Origin of the sequence: Agromyces mariniharenae (genome assembly GCF_008122505.1) — a bacterium.
Lineage (GTDB): Bacteria > Actinomycetota > Actinomycetes > Actinomycetales > Microbacteriaceae > Agromyces > Agromyces mariniharenae.
On sequence record NZ_VSSB01000002.1, the window covers coordinates 713,298 to 727,359 of the forward strand.

The 14,062-nt window shown below is 72.3% G+C and carries 14 protein-coding genes; 12 read left to right on the forward strand and 2 right to left on the reverse strand.

Features of this window, described 5'->3' with window-relative positions; all coding sequences use genetic code 11:
* The first annotated feature begins 29 nt into the window (after positions 1-29).
* The 3 genes from FYC51_RS16630 to nusB all read left to right on the forward strand — a co-directional run bounded on the left by FYC51_RS16630 (position 30) and on the right by nusB (position 1,524).
* Positions 30-470, forward strand: coding sequence for a type II 3-dehydroquinate dehydratase (locus tag FYC51_RS16630; protein WP_148734878.1), 441 nt, complete (start codon positions 30-32; stop codon positions 468-470).
* Positions 471-547: 77 nt separating this feature from the next.
* Positions 548-1,111: an elongation factor P gene (gene efp / locus FYC51_RS16635; RefSeq protein ID WP_148734879.1), complete on the forward strand. Its 564-nt coding sequence runs from the start codon at positions 548-550 to the stop codon at positions 1,109-1,111.
* Complete coding sequence (nusB, locus tag FYC51_RS16640) at positions 1,111-1,524, forward strand: transcription antitermination factor NusB (RefSeq protein ID WP_148734880.1); 414 nt, start codon at positions 1,111-1,113, stop codon at positions 1,522-1,524. The genes efp and nusB overlap by 1 nt, the downstream gene beginning before the upstream one ends.
* Here nusB and FYC51_RS16645 read toward each other — a convergent pair.
* Both FYC51_RS16645 and FYC51_RS16650 read right to left on the reverse strand, forming a co-directional pair.
* Complete coding sequence (locus FYC51_RS16645) at positions 1,521-2,189, reverse strand: hypothetical protein (protein ID WP_148734881.1); 669 nt, start codon at positions 2,187-2,189, stop codon at positions 1,521-1,523. The genes nusB and FYC51_RS16645 overlap by 4 nt on opposite strands.
* Positions 2,190-2,198: 9 nt before the next feature.
* On the reverse strand, positions 2,199-3,494 hold the full coding sequence (locus tag FYC51_RS16650) for a glycosyltransferase (protein WP_148734882.1): 1,296 nt from the start codon (positions 3,492-3,494) through the stop codon (positions 2,199-2,201).
* Between the two features lie 192 nt (positions 3,495-3,686).
* On the opposite strand from FYC51_RS16650, the gene FYC51_RS16655 reads away from it, so the two are divergent.
* From FYC51_RS16655 to gmk, 9 genes are all read left to right on the forward strand, one after another.
* Positions 3,687-4,223: a DoxX family protein gene (locus FYC51_RS16655; RefSeq protein WP_148734883.1), complete on the forward strand. Its 537-nt coding sequence runs from the start codon at positions 3,687-3,689 to the stop codon at positions 4,221-4,223.
* Positions 4,224-4,377: 154 nt separating this feature from the next.
* Positions 4,378-4,917 carry a bifunctional pyr operon transcriptional regulator/uracil phosphoribosyltransferase PyrR gene (gene pyrR, locus FYC51_RS16660; protein ID WP_148734884.1) on the forward strand — a complete coding sequence of 180 codons (540 nt, stop codon included), beginning with the start codon at positions 4,378-4,380 and terminating at the stop codon, positions 4,915-4,917.
* A complete protein-coding gene (locus FYC51_RS16665) occupies positions 4,917-5,867 on the forward strand; it encodes an aspartate carbamoyltransferase catalytic subunit (protein WP_148734885.1) in 951 nt (316 codons plus the stop codon). The genes pyrR and FYC51_RS16665 overlap by 1 nt, the downstream gene beginning before the upstream one ends.
* Complete coding sequence (locus FYC51_RS16670; protein WP_148734886.1) at positions 5,867-7,207, forward strand: dihydroorotase; 1,341 nt, start codon at positions 5,867-5,869, stop codon at positions 7,205-7,207. The genes FYC51_RS16665 and FYC51_RS16670 overlap by 1 nt, the downstream gene beginning before the upstream one ends.
* Entirely contained in the window at positions 7,200-7,757 is a 558-nt protein-coding gene (locus tag FYC51_RS19355) for a PH-like domain-containing protein (RefSeq protein ID WP_187432703.1), read from the forward strand. Before FYC51_RS16670 ends, FYC51_RS19355 begins: the two co-directional genes overlap by 8 nt.
* On the forward strand, positions 7,750-8,907 hold the full coding sequence (carA, locus tag FYC51_RS16680; protein WP_187432704.1) for a glutamine-hydrolyzing carbamoyl-phosphate synthase small subunit: 1,158 nt from the start codon (positions 7,750-7,752) through the stop codon (positions 8,905-8,907). Before FYC51_RS19355 ends, carA begins: the two co-directional genes overlap by 8 nt.
* Positions 8,907-12,194 carry a carbamoyl-phosphate synthase large subunit gene (gene carB / locus FYC51_RS16685; RefSeq protein WP_148734887.1) on the forward strand — a complete coding sequence of 1,096 codons (3,288 nt, stop codon included), beginning with the start codon at positions 8,907-8,909 and terminating at the stop codon, positions 12,192-12,194. Before carA ends, carB begins: the two co-directional genes overlap by 1 nt.
* Positions 12,191-13,075, forward strand: a complete 885-nt coding sequence (pyrF, locus tag FYC51_RS16690; protein WP_238476430.1) for an orotidine-5'-phosphate decarboxylase — start codon at positions 12,191-12,193, stop codon at positions 13,073-13,075. The genes carB and pyrF overlap by 4 nt, the downstream gene beginning before the upstream one ends.
* Complete coding sequence (gmk, locus tag FYC51_RS16695) at positions 13,068-14,000, forward strand: guanylate kinase (protein WP_238476431.1); 933 nt, start codon at positions 13,068-13,070, stop codon at positions 13,998-14,000. Before pyrF ends, gmk begins: the two co-directional genes overlap by 8 nt.
* Positions 14,001-14,062 lie beyond the last annotated feature (62 nt).

Consider the following 14,062-nt stretch of genomic DNA (forward strand, 5'->3'; position numbering starts at 1 on the left):
CACGGATGCCGCGCCGCTAGGCTTTCCGCATGACGACGATCCTCGTGCTGAACGGGCCCAACCTCGGACGCCTCGGCACCCGTGAGCCCGAGGTGTACGGATCGGAGACGCTCGCCGACATCGGCGCGGGCCTCGCGGCATCCGTGCCCGACGACGTCGAGATCGACCTGCGGCAGACCGACGACGAGGCCGAGCTCATCGGCTGGATCCACGAGGCCGTCGACCGTCGCCTGCCGGTGGTGCTCAACCCCGCCGCATTCACGCACTACAGCTACGCGCTGCGCGACGCCGCGGCGCAGCTGAAGCAGGCCGGCGTGCCGCTCGTCGAGGTGCACCTGTCGAACCCGCACGCGCGCGAGGAGTTCCGCCACACGAGCGTCATCTCGGGCGTGGCGACCGGTGTGATCGCCGGCTTCGGCGCCGATTCCTACCGGCTCGCGGTCGACTGGGTCCTGCGGTCGCTCGGCTGAGTCGACTACACTCGATCAGTCGCACGCGAATCCGGCGTGCCCTCTGACTTCCCACGATCGATCGGAAACACCCACCCATGGCAAGCACCGCGGACATCAAGAACGGCGTCGTCCTGAACATCGACGGCCAGCTCTGGAGCGTCGTCGAGTTCCAGCACGTCAAGCCCGGCAAGGGCGGCGCGTTCGTCCGCACCAAGCTCAAGAACGTCGTGACCGGCAAGGTCGTCGACCGCACCTACAACGCCGGCGCGAAGGTCGACATCGAGAACGTCGACCGCCGCGACTTCACCTACCTCTACAGCGACGGCGACGGCTTCGTGTTCATGGACGCGACCGACTACGACCAGATCACGGTCCCCGCGACGGTCGTCGGGGACGCCGCGAACTTCATGCTCGAGAACCAGGCCGTGACCATCGCCCTGAACAACGGCAACCCGCTCTACGTCGACCTTCCCGCGTCGGTCGTGCTCGAGATCACCTACACCGAGCCGGGCCTGCAGGGCGACCGTTCGACCGGCGGCACCAAGCCCGCGACCGTCGAGACCGGCTACGAGATCCAGGTCCCGCTCTTCCTCGAGACCGGCACCAAGGTCAAGGTCGACACCCGCTCGGGTGAGTACCTCGGCCGCGTGAACGACTAGTGAGCGCCCGCACCAAGGCGCGCAAGCGCGCCCTCGACATGCTGTACTCGGCCGACATGCGCCAGGTGCCCGTCGAGCAGGTGCTGGCCGCCGAGGCGGAGCGCGCCGTCAACGAGCCCGAACGCCAGGCGTCGTGGCTGTATGCCCGCGAGATCGTCGACGGCATCGTCGACCACCGCGAGGAGATCGACGAGCTCATCACGACGCACTCGCGCGGCTGGACCCTCGAGCGCATGCCAGCGGTCGACCGCGCGCTGCTGCGCATCGGCGTGTGGGAGATCCTCTACAACGACGAGGTACCCGACCCGGTCGCGATCTCCGAGGCCGTCGAGGCGGCGACCGTGCTGTCGACCGACGACTCGGCCGGCTTCGTGAACGGCCTGCTCGCGGCGATCTCGCACGCGAAGGCCTAGACGCCCGGCCCGGTTCCGTTCCCTTCGACGGATGCCGCGGGCCGCCGCCGTTCGGACGGATCCGCCCACCGCGGCGCGAGCCCGGCGAGCACAGCGGCTTCGAGTCCGAGGCCGACCAGGCTGCCGTGCGGCCAGTAGCTCAGCGCGACGGTGGCGAACACGATGACGAGGAGCGTCGATCCGACGAGGAGGCGCTCCCACAGGGGGATGCCGCGGCCCCGCGGCGCGACGGACGCGACGACGAGGCCCCACACGCCGATCGCGAGCAGGGCGAACAGCTCGGCGCCCCAGAGCAGGTGCACCGGGGCATCCGCCGGATGGTTGAGGTAGCTCAGCAGCGTGATGGGCGCCGCGGCGAGGACCAACGCACCGAGCACGCGGCCGCTCCAGCCGAGTGCCGCGAAGACGGGACCGGTCGCGAACCAGAGCAGGGCGAACGAGACGGATGCCGCGGCGCCGAACACGAGGTAGGCGTCCGACGATCCCGTGGCGGGGAGCGCCTCGCGCAGTCCCTCGTAGATCGGCATGGCGTCGAGGGCGCGGAGCCACGCGGGTGAACCCGACCCCGACCAGGCGGCCTGCTGCGGTGGCAGCAGGAAGAACGCCCACGCCGCCGCGATGAGCGCGATGACCACGCTCCACATCCGCGCGGGGTGTCGTCGCATGAACCGAACCTAGCGTCGCTCGGACGGCTGCGGGGTCTCGGCGAGCCGTGCGACGTGCTCGACCACCTCGGCGGGTCCGTCGTGTTCGGCGAGCCGCGCGGCGATGCGTCGCGCCGCATCGCGATACCCCGGGTCGTCGCGGACGCGGCGCCAGGCGCCCAGCACCTGCCGCGGGGTCGGCTGCCCCGTGCCGAGGCTGATGCCGGCGCCCGCCGCCCGGACCCGGGCCGCCACCTCCGGCTTGTCGAGGTCGCCGCCGGCGACGACGACCGGGAGGCCGTGCGCCAGCGCGGCGAGCACGCCGCCCCATCCGCCGTTCGTGACGACCACGTCGGTGCGGGGGAGCAGGTCGCCGAACGGCACCACCGGCGCCACGCGCGCGTTGGGCGGCGCGGCGAACGGGAAGCCCGCGGCGTCCGCACGGCCGGTCGTGGCGACCACCTGCACGTCCTGCCGCCCGAGCGCCGCGAAGGCCGGCGCCACGAGGTCGTCCGGGTCGGTGTTCTGCGTGCCCTGCGTGACGAGTGCGATGGGCCGCGGGTCGGCGACCAGCTCGTCCCACCACGGCGGCAGCGCGAGCCCCGAGGCGCCCGCGGGGGCGAGTGCGCCGACCCAGGCGACCGAGTCGGGCAGGTCGCTCCGCGGCCAGTCGAGCTCGGGGACGCCGGTGGCGCACACGAGCTCGGTCGAGAATCCGGCCTCGGCGAACGCCCGGACGCCCGGCGGCAGGCCGAGGCCCCGCCGCTGCTCGTCGTAGGCGCGCTGCAGGGCGGCGGTGAGGCGCGGCACGATCCGGCGCAGCGCGGCGTCGCGGGTCCGGCCGAGCGGCCCGCGACCCGGGCGCAGTCCGATCCCGATCGGCGGGAGGTCGCGGCTCTGGAGTGCGAGCGGCGTGATGGCCACCGTCGCCCAGTGCGTGCCCGTGAGCTCCGAGGCCAGCCCGGCGCCGAGGCTCAGCTCGTCGGCCACGATGACGTCCCAGGGCCGCTCGGCGTACTCGGCGAGCAGGTCCTGGACCTGGCCGTCGGCCGTGCGCACGAAGAGGTCCTCGACGTTGCGGAGCATCTGCGCCGGACCCTTGCGCCCGACGAGGCGGGGGAAGGTCGCGGCGACGTCGTGTTCGTCGAAGTCGGGTGCCGCGCGCCATCGCACGACCTCGGCTCCTACGCGCTGGAACGCGTCGGCGTGCGCGGAGCCCGTGTACGCGCGCACGTCGTGCCCCGCGGAAATGAACGCTCGAGCGACCTCGGCGAGCGGTGCGACGTGCCCGTGGAAGGGCATCGCCTGGATCATGACGGCGACCATGCCGCTCATTCCAGCACCGCAGGGGAGGCGCCCGCCACGTGGTGACCCCGGCACGCATCGAGGGTTAACCCTCTCCGGATTCCCACGCGAACCCCGATCCGCCGGGGCGGGCCCCACCGGTTCACTGGATATCGCCGCACTGCTGCGCGCCGTTCCCACTCGAATCCACGCTCTGGAAGGAGCACCTTCGCCATGTCCACGATCCCCGCCACCACCCCCGGGCTCCAGCCCATCGGCCCCCGCCCCGTCCCGGTCTCGCGCATCGGCGTGCTCGACCGGCTCGCCGCGCTCGAGGCGATGCTGAAGGCGTTCCTCGAGCGCTGGAGCATCCCCGCGCTGCGCGTCGCCCTCGGCGCCGTGTTCGTCGCCTTCGGCGTGCTGAAGTTCTTCCCCGGCGTGAGCCCGGTCGAGCCGCTCGTCGAGGCGACCTGGGGCGTGCTCACCTTCGGCCTCGTCGGCGGCCAGCTCGCGCTCGTGCTCACCGCGATCATCGAGACCGTCGCCGGCGTCGCCCTCATCTCGGGCGTGTTCGCGCGCTTCGGCCTCGTGATGCTCGCGATCGCGTTCGTCGGCATCCTCTCACCGCTCGTGTTCTTCCCGGGCGAGCTGTTCGCCGCGACCGGGCCCACGCTGCTCGGCCAGTACGTGCTGAAGAACGTCGTGCTCATCGCGGCCGCCCTCGTGGTCGCCTCGAAGGCGCTCCGCGGGCCGGTCCGGTCCGCTCGATGACGGGCATCCGTTCGCACACGGGAAGGGCGGGGCGCATGGCGCTCCGCCCTTCGGCGTACCCGGGCCCGACGAACTGGGGGCCATCTCCTGGCTGGTAGGCTCGTCGGAAAGGCAACCTTGAAGCCCGTCCTGTGAGGCGGAGAAGGGAGTCCGCATGGCTGTGCGCACCGTGCTGCAGCAGGCTGACATCGATCGGGCGATCACTCGCATCGCCCACGAGATCCTCGAATCCAATCGCGGAGCCGAACGACTCGTCCTCCTCGGCATCCCGACCCGCGGCGTCGTGCTCGCCGAGCGCCTCGCCGCGATCATCGGCCGCATCGCGGCATCCGACGTGCCGGCCGGCGCGCTCGACGTGACCATGTACCGCGACGACCTCGACCGGCATCCGGTGCGCGCGCCGCAGCCGACCTCGGTGCCGGCCGGCGGCATCGACGGCGCCACCGTCGTGCTCGTCGACGACGTGCTCTACTCCGGCCGCACCATCCGCGCGGCGTTCGACGCGCTCGCCGACCTCGGCCGCGCGAAGGCCGTGCGCCTCGCCGTGCTCGTCGACCGCGGCCACCGCGAGTTCCCCATCCGCGCCGACTTCGTGGGGAAGAACCTGCCGAGCTCGACGCGAGAGCGCATCAACGTGCACCTCGCCGAGATCGACGGCGACGACGCCGTCACCATCGACGGGGGCGAGGACTGATGCGCCACCTGCTCTCCACGAAGGACCTCGCCCGCGACGAGGCCATCGCGCTGCTCGACATCGCCGAGGACATGGCGGCCGTGCAGGAGCGCGAGATGAAGAAGCTGCCGACCCTGCGCGGCAAGACGGTCGTGAACCTCTTCTTCGAGGACTCGACGCGCACGCGCATCTCATTCGAGGCGGCCGCGAAGCGACTCTCGGCCGATGTCATCAACTTCAGCGCGAAGGGCTCCAGTGTCTCGAAGGGCGAGAGCCTGAAGGACACCGCGCAGACCCTCCAGGCGATGGGTGCCGACGGCGTCGTCATCCGCCACCACGCGTCGGGCGCCCCGCAGACGCTCGCCACGAGCGGATGGATCGACGCGGGCGTCGTGAACGCCGGCGACGGCACGCACGAGCATCCGACCCAGGCGCTCCTCGACGCGTTCACCATCCGGCGCCGCCTGCACGGCACGGCGTCGCGCGGTCGCGACCTCGACGGGGTGCGCGTCGTGATCGTCGGCGACATCCTGCACTCGCGGGTCGCCCGCTCGAACGTCTGGCTGCTCGAGACGCTCGGCGCCGAGGTCGAGCTCGTCGCACCGCCGACGCTCGTACCGGTCGACACCGCGGCCTGGCCCGCGCGCGTCGGCTACGACCTCGACGCAGCGCTCGCGGGCGAGCCCGACGTCGTCATGATGCTCCGCATCCAGGCGGAGCGCATGCACGCGGCGTTCTTCCCGAACAGCCGCGAGTACGCGCGCACCTGGGGCCTCGACGACGCCCGGTTCGAACGGCTGCCCCCGACTACGATGGTCATGCACCCCGGCCCGATGAACCGCGGGCTCGAGATCGCCGCCCGTGTCGCCGATTCGGCGCAGTCGACGGTGCGCGAGCAGGTCGCGAACGGAGTATCAGTGAGAATGGCCGCCCTCTACCTCCTGCTGTCCGGCGAACGGGGTGAGGCCTGATGATCGAGCGCTTCCTCATCACGGGCGCGACGCTGCCCTCGGGCGAGCGCGCCGACCTGCTGCTCGCCGACGGCGTCATCGCCGAGGTGGGCGGCATCGCGGATGCCGCGGGCGCCACGGTCGTCGACGCCGACGGCCTCCTCGCCCTCCCCGGACTCGTCGACCTGCACACGCACCTGCGCGAACCCGGCTACGAGCAGAGCGAGACCGTGCTCACCGGCACGCAGGCGGCCGCCGCCGGCGGGTTCACCGCGGTCTTCGCCATGGCGAACACCTTCCCGGTCGCCGACACGGCCGGCGTCGTCGAGCAGGAGGCGAGCCTCGGCCGCGCCGCCGGCTATGCCACCGTGCAGCCCATCGGCGCGGTCACCGTCGGCCTCAAGGGCGAGCAGCTCGCCGAGCTCGGCGCCATGGCCCGTTCGCGCGCGAACGTGCGCGTGTTCAGCGACGACGGCTTCTGCGTGTCCGACCCGCTGCTCATGCGCCGGGCGCTGGAGTACGTGAAGGCGTTCGACGGCGTCATCGCCCAGCACGCGCAGGAGCCGCGCCTCACGCAGGGCGCGCAGATGAACGAGGGCGCCCTGTCGGGCGAGCTCGGCCTCGCCGGCTGGCCCGCCGTCGCCGAGGAGTCGATCATCGCGCGCGACGTGCTGCTCGCCGAGCACGTCGGCAGCCGCCTGCACGTCTGCCACGTCTCCACCGCCGGATCGGTCGAGGTCATCCGCTGGGCGAAGGCCCGCGGCATCGACGTGACCGCCGAGGTCACCCCGCACCACCTGCTGCTCACCGAGGAGCTCGTGTCGAGCTACGACCCGCGCTACAAGGTGAACCCGCCGCTGCGCCGCGCCGAGGACGTCGAGGCGCTGCGCGCCGCGCTCGCCGACGGAACCATCGACATCGTCGCCACCGACCACGCGCCGCACCCGGTCGAGGCCAAGGAGAGCGAGTGGGACGCCGCCGCGAACGGCATGGTCGGCCTCGAGTCGGCCCTGTCGGTCGTACACGCCGCGGTCGTCGAGAACGGCCTGCTGGGCTGGTCGGATGTCGCGCGCGTCCTCTCGGCGACGCCGGCCCGCATCGGGCGGCTCGCCGGCCACGGGCGGGCCATCGCCGCCGGCGCGCCCGCGGAGGTCGTGCTCTACGACCCGGCCGCGGCATCCGAGTTCGGACTCGACCGCCTCGCCGGGCGCAGCGTGAACTCGCCGTACCTCGGGCGCCGGCTGCCGGGCCGCGTGGTCGCCACGTTCCACGCGGGCTACGCGACCGTGCTCGGCGGCGCCGTTCGCCCGGCCGACGAGGTCGCGGAGCTCTCCGTCGAGCGGGAGGTCGCGCGTGGGTGAGTTGATCGGCGCCCTGGTCGCGGTCGCGATCATCGCCGTCGTCGCGTGGCTCATGATCCGCTCGTGGCGACGCCGCACGGTGCGCGACGAGACGCTCTCGGCGTACCCGGTGCCGGCCTCGCTGCCCGCGCCGACGCTCGAGACCGAGGTGCTCTACGTCGCGACCACTCCCGTGGGGCAGCCCCTCGAGCGGCTCGCCGTGCAGGGGCTCGCGTTCCGCGGCGCCGCCCGCATCGAGATGTCGCCCGACGGCCTCGTGCTCCGGATCGCGGGGGAGCCGCCGACCTGGGTGCCCGCCGATCGCATCGTCGCCGCCGGTGCGGCCACCTACGCCATCGACCGCGGCGTCGAGCCCGAGGGGCTCGTCGCGGTCACCTGGATCGCGCACGCAGCCGATCCCGAGGTCGAGGCACCGCACGTCGACAGCTACCTCAGGGCCCGGTACCCGGGCGACTCGGCGCGCATCATCGCCGCCGTCAACGACATCGCCGCCGCGCACGTCGCGACGCGGCCCGACCAGCAACAGGAGAGCGAGGCCTCGGATGACTGAGACCCTGACCCGCACGAGCGATCCCGCCGTGCTCGTGCTCGAGGACGGACGGCGGTACGAGGGACGCGCCTACGGCGCCCGAGGCGTCACGCTCGGCGAGGCGGTCTTCGCGACCGGGATGACGGGCTACCAGGAGACCCTGACCGACCCGTCGTACGCCGGCCAGATCGTGATGATGACCGCGCCGCACATCGGCAACACGGGCATGAACGACGAGGACATGGAGTCCTCGAAGCTCTGGGTGGCGGGCTTCGTCGTGCGCGACCCCTCCCGGGTCGTGTCGAACTTCCGCTCGCAGCGCAGCCTCGACGACGACCTCGAGGCGGCCGGCGTCGTCGGCATCAGCGGCATCGACACCCGCGCCGTCACGCGGCACATCCGCTCTGCGGGCGCCATGCGTGCCGGGATCTTCTCGGGCGACGGCGCGGTGCTCACCCACGGCGAGCAGCTCGAGCTCGTGCTCGGCGGCGCCGAGATGGCGGGCCGGAACCTCTCGGGCACGGTGTCCACGACGGAGTCGTACACGCTGCCCGCGACGGGGGAGCGGGTCGGCTCCGTGGCGGTGCTCGACCTCGGCGTCAAGACGTCGACGCTCAACTTCCTCGCCGAGCGCGGATTCGACGTGCATGTCGTGCCCCAGTCGGCGACCGCCGAGGACGTGCTCGCGCTCGAGCCCGACGCGCTGTTCTTCTCGAACGGGCCTGGGGACCCCGGGGCATCCGACCGGCACGTCGACCTGCTGCGCACCACGCTGCGCGAGGGACTGCCGTACTTCGGCATCTGCTTCGGCAACCAGCTGCTCGGGCGCGCGCTCGGCTTCGGCACCTACAAGCTGCCCTTCGGCCACCGCGGCATCAACCAGCCCGTGCTCGACAAGGCCACCGGCCGGGTCGAGATCACCGCGCACAACCACGGCTTCGCCGTCGACGCGCCCATCGACCGCGTGAGCGAGTCGAGCGAGGGCTTCGGCCGCGTCGAGGTGAGCCACTACGACCTCAACGACAACGTCGTTGAGGGGCTGAACTGCCTCGACATCCCCGCGTTCTCGGTGCAGTACCACCCAGAGTCGGCGGCCGGCCCGCACGACGCCAACTACCTCTTCGACCGGTTCCGCGACATGGTCATCGCAAGCAAGGAGAACGACGCCTGATGCCCAAGCGCGACGACATCCAGAGCGTCCTCGTCATCGGGTCCGGCCCGATCGTCATCGGACAGGCCGCCGAGTTCGACTACTCCGGCACCCAGGCGTGCCGCGTGCTGCGCGCCGAGGGCGTGCGCGTCATCCTCGTGAACCCGAACCCGGCCACGATCATGACCGACCCCGGCTTCGCCGACGCGACCTACATCGAGCCGATCACCCCAGAGGTCATCGAGTCGATCATCGTGAAGGAGCGCCCCGACGCGGTGCTGCCGACGCTGGGCGGCCAGACCGCGCTGAACGCGGCCATCGCGCTGCACGACGCGGGCATCCTCGAGAAGCACGGCGTCGAGCTCATCGGCGCGAAGGTCGACGCGATCCGCAAGGGCGAGGACCGGCAGCTCTTCAAGGAGCTCGTCGTCGAGGCGGGCGCCGACGTCGCCCGCTCGTTCATCGCGACGACGCTCGACGAGGCGAAGGCCTACGCCGAGGACCTCGGCTACCCGCTCGTCGTGCGCCCCTCGTTCACGATGGGCGGCCTCGGCTCGGGCTTCGCGTACACCGAGGAGGACCTCGTCCGCATCGTGACGCAGGGCCTGCGCGACTCGCCCACGACCGAGGTGCTCCTCGAGGAGTCCATCCTCGGCTGGAAGGAGTACGAGCTGGAGCTCATGCGCGACACGGCCGACAACACGGTCGTGGTCTGCTCGATCGAGAACGTCGACCCGGTCGGCGTGCACACGGGCGACTCGATCACCGTGGCGCCCGCGCTCACCCTGACCGACCGCGAGTACCAGCGGCTCCGCGACATCGGCATCGACATCATCCGCGCCGTCGGCGTCGACACCGGCGGCTGCAACATCCAGTTCGCGGTCGACCCCGAGAACGGCCGGATCATCGTCATCGAGATGAACCCGCGCGTGTCGCGGTCGTCGGCGCTCGCGTCGAAGGCCACGGGCTTCCCGATCGCGAAGATCGCGGCGAAGCTCGCGATCGGCTACCGCCTCGACGAGATCCCGAACGACATCACGCGCGTCACGCCCGCGAGCTTCGAGCCGACGCTCGACTACGTCGTCGTGAAGGTTCCGCGGTTCGCGTTCGAGAAGTTCCCGGCCGCCGACCCGACGCTCACGACGACCATGAAGTCCGTCGGCGAGGCGATGGCGATCGGCCGCAACTACGCCACCGCGCTGCAGAAGGCGCTGCGCTCGCTCGAGAAGCGCGGGTCGTCGTTCCACTGGGGCGAGGAGGAGCGCTCGGCGACCGAGCTCGTCGAGGCGAGCCGCACGCCCACCGACGGCCGCATCGTGCTCGTGCAGCAGGCGCTGCGCAAGGGCGCCACGGTCGAGGAGCTGTTCGAGGCGACCAGGATCGACCCCTGGTTCCTCGACCAGATCGTGCTCATCAACGAGGTCGCGCAGGCCGTGGCGAACGCCGAGGCGCTCGACCACGACACGCTGCTGCTCGCGAAGGACCACGGCTTCTCCGACGCGCAGATCGGCCAGCTCCGCGGCTTCGGCGAGGCCGACGCCCGCGAGGTGCGCCACATCCTCGGCATCCGGCCGGTGTACAAGACCGTCGACACGTGCGCGGGGGAGTTCCCGGCGCTCACGCCGTACCACTACTCGAGCTACGACCTCGAGACCGAGGTCGAGCCGAGCAACCGCCGCAAGGTCGTCATCCTCGGCTCGGGCCCGAACCGCATCGGCCAGGGCGTCGAGTTCGACTACTCGTGCGTGCACGCGTCGTTCGCGCTCTCCGAGGCCGGGTTCGAGACGATCATGATCAACTGCAACCCCGAGACGGTCTCGACCGACTACGACACGAGCGACCGCCTCTACTTCGAGCCGCTCACGCTCGAGGACGTGCTCGAGGTCATCCACGCGGAGTCGCAGACCGGCGAGCTCGTGGGCGTCGTCGTGCAGCTCGGCGGCCAGACCGCGCTGGGCCTCGCGAAGGGCCTCGAGGCGGCCGGCGTGCCGATCCTCGGCACGAGCCCCTCCGCGATCGACCTCGCCGAGGAGCGCGGCCTCTTCGCCGGCATCCTCGAGGACGCGGGCCTGCTCGCGCCGCGCAACGGCACCGCGATCGACCTCGCCGGCGCCGTGCACGTGGCCGAGGGCATCGGCTACCCGGTCCTCGTTCGCCCGAGCTACGTGCTCGGCGGACGCGGCATGGAGATCGTCTACGACTCGCCGTCGCTCGCCGACTACTTCGCCCGCATCGAGGGCCAGGGCATCGTCGGACCGAGCCACCCGCTGCTCGTCGACCGCTTCCTCGACGACGCGATCGAGATCGACGTCGACGCGCTCTACGACGGCACCGACCTCTACATCGGCGGCGTCATGGAGCACATCGAGGAGGCCGGCATCCACTCGGGCGACTCGAGCTGCACCCTGCCGCCCGTCACGCTCGGCCGCGCCGAGATCGACCGCGTGCGCACGGCGACCCGTGCGATCGCCGAGGGCGTCGGCGTCAAGGGCCTGCTCAACGTGCAGTTCGCCATCGGCGCGGGCGTGCTCTACGTGCTCGAGGCGAACCCGCGCGCGAGCCGCACGGTGCCCTTCGTCTCGAAGGCGCTCGGCATCCCGCTCGCGAAGGCGGCGTCGCGCATCATGGTCGGCGCGTCGATCGCCGAGCTCATCGCCGAGGGCATGCTCCCCGCATCCGACGGCTCGAACGTGCCGCTCGACGCGCCCGTCGCCGTCAAGGAGGCCGTGCTGCCGTTCCACCGGTTCCGCACGCGCGAGGGCATCATGGTCGACTCGGTGCTCGGCCCCGAGATGCGCTCGACCGGCGAGGTCATGGGCATCGACCGCGACTTCCCGACCGCGTTCGCGAAGAGCCAGCTCGCGGCCTACGGCGGGATGCCGCTGTCGGGCACGGTCTTCGTGTCGGTCTCCGATCGCGACAAGCGCGCCATCATCCTGCCGGTGCTGCGCCTGCAGCAGCTCGGGTACGACATCACGGCGACCGAGGGCACCGCGGAGGTGCTGCGCCGCAACGGCATCCAGGCGCGCGAGGTGCTGAAGTTCAGCGACAAGCCCACCGCCGACGCGTCGTCCGTCGTGGAGCTCATCCACCGCGGCGAGGTCGACGTGGTCGTGAACACCCCGAGCGGCCGCTCGGCGCGCGCCGACGGCTACGAGATCCGCGCCGCCGCCGTGGCGGCCGACATCCCGCTGTTCACCACCATCGCCGAGCTGTCGGCCGCGGTCGCCTCGCTCGACGCCGTGCGCGGCGGGTTCGAGGTGACGAGCCTGCAGGAGTACGGCGCGCGTCGGGAGGTGCCCGCGTGAGGGCGAACGACGTGACGCCGTTCGGCGAGCGGCTCGAGGCCGTCTTCGCGGCGTACGGCCACCTGTGCCTCGGCCTCGACCCCCATGCGTCGGTGCTCGCCGCATGGGGTCGGCCCGACTCCGCCGAGGGCGTGCGCGAGCTCGGCCTGCGCGCGATCGAGGCGGCGGCCGGCCGCATCGGCATCATGAAGCCGCAGGTCGCGTTCTTCGAGCGGCACGGGGCGGCGGGCTACGCCGTGCTCGAGCGGCTGCTCGCCGAGGCGCGCGACGCGGGGCTCCTCGTGATCGCCGACGTGAAGCGCGGCGACATCGGCTCGACCGTCGAGGCCTACGGCGAGGCGTGGCTGCGCCCGGGGTCGAGCCTCGAGGCCGACGCCATGACGATCAGCGCCTACCAGGGACTCGGCTCGATCGAGCAGGTCATGACGGACGCAGAGTCCGCGGGCAAGGGCCTGTTCGTGCTCGCCGCGACCTCGAACCCCGAGGCCGCCGCGATCCAGCGGGCCGTGCTGCAGCAGTCGAGCCGCGCCGGATCCACGGTCGCGCAGGCCATCACGCAGGGCGTCATCGGCTGGAACCAGGGCCGCACGGATGCCGCGGAGCGCGCCGTCGGCTCGATCGGCGTCGTGTTCGGCGCCACCACCGACCTCCCGTCGGCCGGCATCGACATCGACGGCCAGCCGCCGCGGCCCGGCCTGCCGGTGCTGGCGCCCGGCTTCGGCCACCAGGGGGCGGAGCCCCGCGACATCCGGGCCCGCTTCGGCTCGTACGCCGGGGGCGTGGTCGCGAACGAGTCGCGGTCGCTGCTCATGGCGGGACCCGACGGACTGGGCGACGCGCTCGCGCGTCGCGTCGACGAGTACGGAGCGGCGATTGCCTGACACCACCACGACCACGACCGCCACCCCGTCGAGCCCGCCCGAGGTCGACCGCGTCGCGGCATCCCGCGCGGCCGTCGCCGCGCGCCGGGCCCGGGCCGCGGTGAAGGCCGACATCGCCGGCGGTGCGCGCAGTCCGCTCGACGTGCTGCGCGTCGCGTACGAGGCGCCCGAAGGCGTCGAGGGCCGCCTGCGCGTGCCCGAGTTCCTCACGTCGATCCCCGCGATCGGCGCGACGAAGAGCGCGCGCATCATGCAGGATCTCGAGATCGCCACCTCGAAGCGCCTCGGCGGCCTCGGCCGCCTGCAGCGCCGCCGCCTGCGCGAGTTCGTCGCCGAGTGGATCGCGTCGCACGGCGGCACGGGCGACCGCCTCGTCGTGCTCGCGGGTCCGACGGCCGTCGGCAAGGGCACGGTGGCCGGCTACATCCGCCGGCACCACCCCGACGTGCGGCTCTCGGTGTCGGCCACGACGCGCGCACCGCGGCCCGGCGAGGTCGAGGGCGAGCACTACTTCTTCGTCGACGACGCCGAGTTCGACCGCATGGTCGACGCGGGCGAGCTGCTCGAGTGGGCGACCGTGCACAACGCGTACCGGTACGGCACGCCGCGCCGCGCGGTGGAGCGGGCGATCGCCGCCGGCGACAGCGTGCTGCTCGAGATCGACATCCAGGGCGCTCGCTCCGTGCGCCGCGCGATGCCCGAGGCGACCCTCGTGTTCCTGCTCCCGCCGACGTGGGACGAGCTCGTGCGCCGGCTCGTCGGCCGGGGCACCGAGAGCCCCGCCGAGCAGCAGCGCCGGCTCGAGACCGCGAAGGTCGAGCTCGCGGCGGTCGACGAGTTCGACCACCAGGTGGTGAACCACGACGTCGGCGAGGCCGCGCAAAAGGTCGTAGACTTGATGAGGCCCCGCAAGGGTCGGCGTTGAGCTGCCCGGGCCACGACTTTCCGCGCACCGAGGTGCGCCCGTTCCGTCTGAAGGAGTTCCTC

Coding starts and splice junctions, on each gene's coding strand:
- FYC51_RS16630 (WP_148734878.1), top strand. CDS start 30: ATGACGACGATCCTCGTGCTGAACGGGCCCAACCTCGGACGCCTCGGC.
- efp (WP_148734879.1), top strand. CDS start 548: ATGGCAAGCACCGCGGACATCAAGAACGGCGTCGTCCTGAACATCGAC.
- FYC51_RS16645 (WP_148734881.1), bottom strand. CDS start 2,189: ATGCGACGACACCCCGCGCGGATGTGGAGCGTGGTCATCGCGCTCATC.
- FYC51_RS16650 (WP_148734882.1), bottom strand. CDS start 3,494: ATGGTCGCCGTCATGATCCAGGCGATGCCCTTCCACGGGCACGTCGCA.
- FYC51_RS16655 (WP_148734883.1), top strand. CDS start 3,687: ATGTCCACGATCCCCGCCACCACCCCCGGGCTCCAGCCCATCGGCCCC.
- pyrR (WP_148734884.1), top strand. CDS start 4,378: ATGGCTGTGCGCACCGTGCTGCAGCAGGCTGACATCGATCGGGCGATC.
- FYC51_RS16665 (WP_148734885.1), top strand. CDS start 4,917: ATGCGCCACCTGCTCTCCACGAAGGACCTCGCCCGCGACGAGGCCATC.
- FYC51_RS16670 (WP_148734886.1), top strand. CDS start 5,867: ATGATCGAGCGCTTCCTCATCACGGGCGCGACGCTGCCCTCGGGCGAG.
- carA (WP_187432704.1), top strand. CDS start 7,750: ATGACTGAGACCCTGACCCGCACGAGCGATCCCGCCGTGCTCGTGCTC.
- carB (WP_148734887.1), top strand. CDS start 8,907: ATGCCCAAGCGCGACGACATCCAGAGCGTCCTCGTCATCGGGTCCGGC.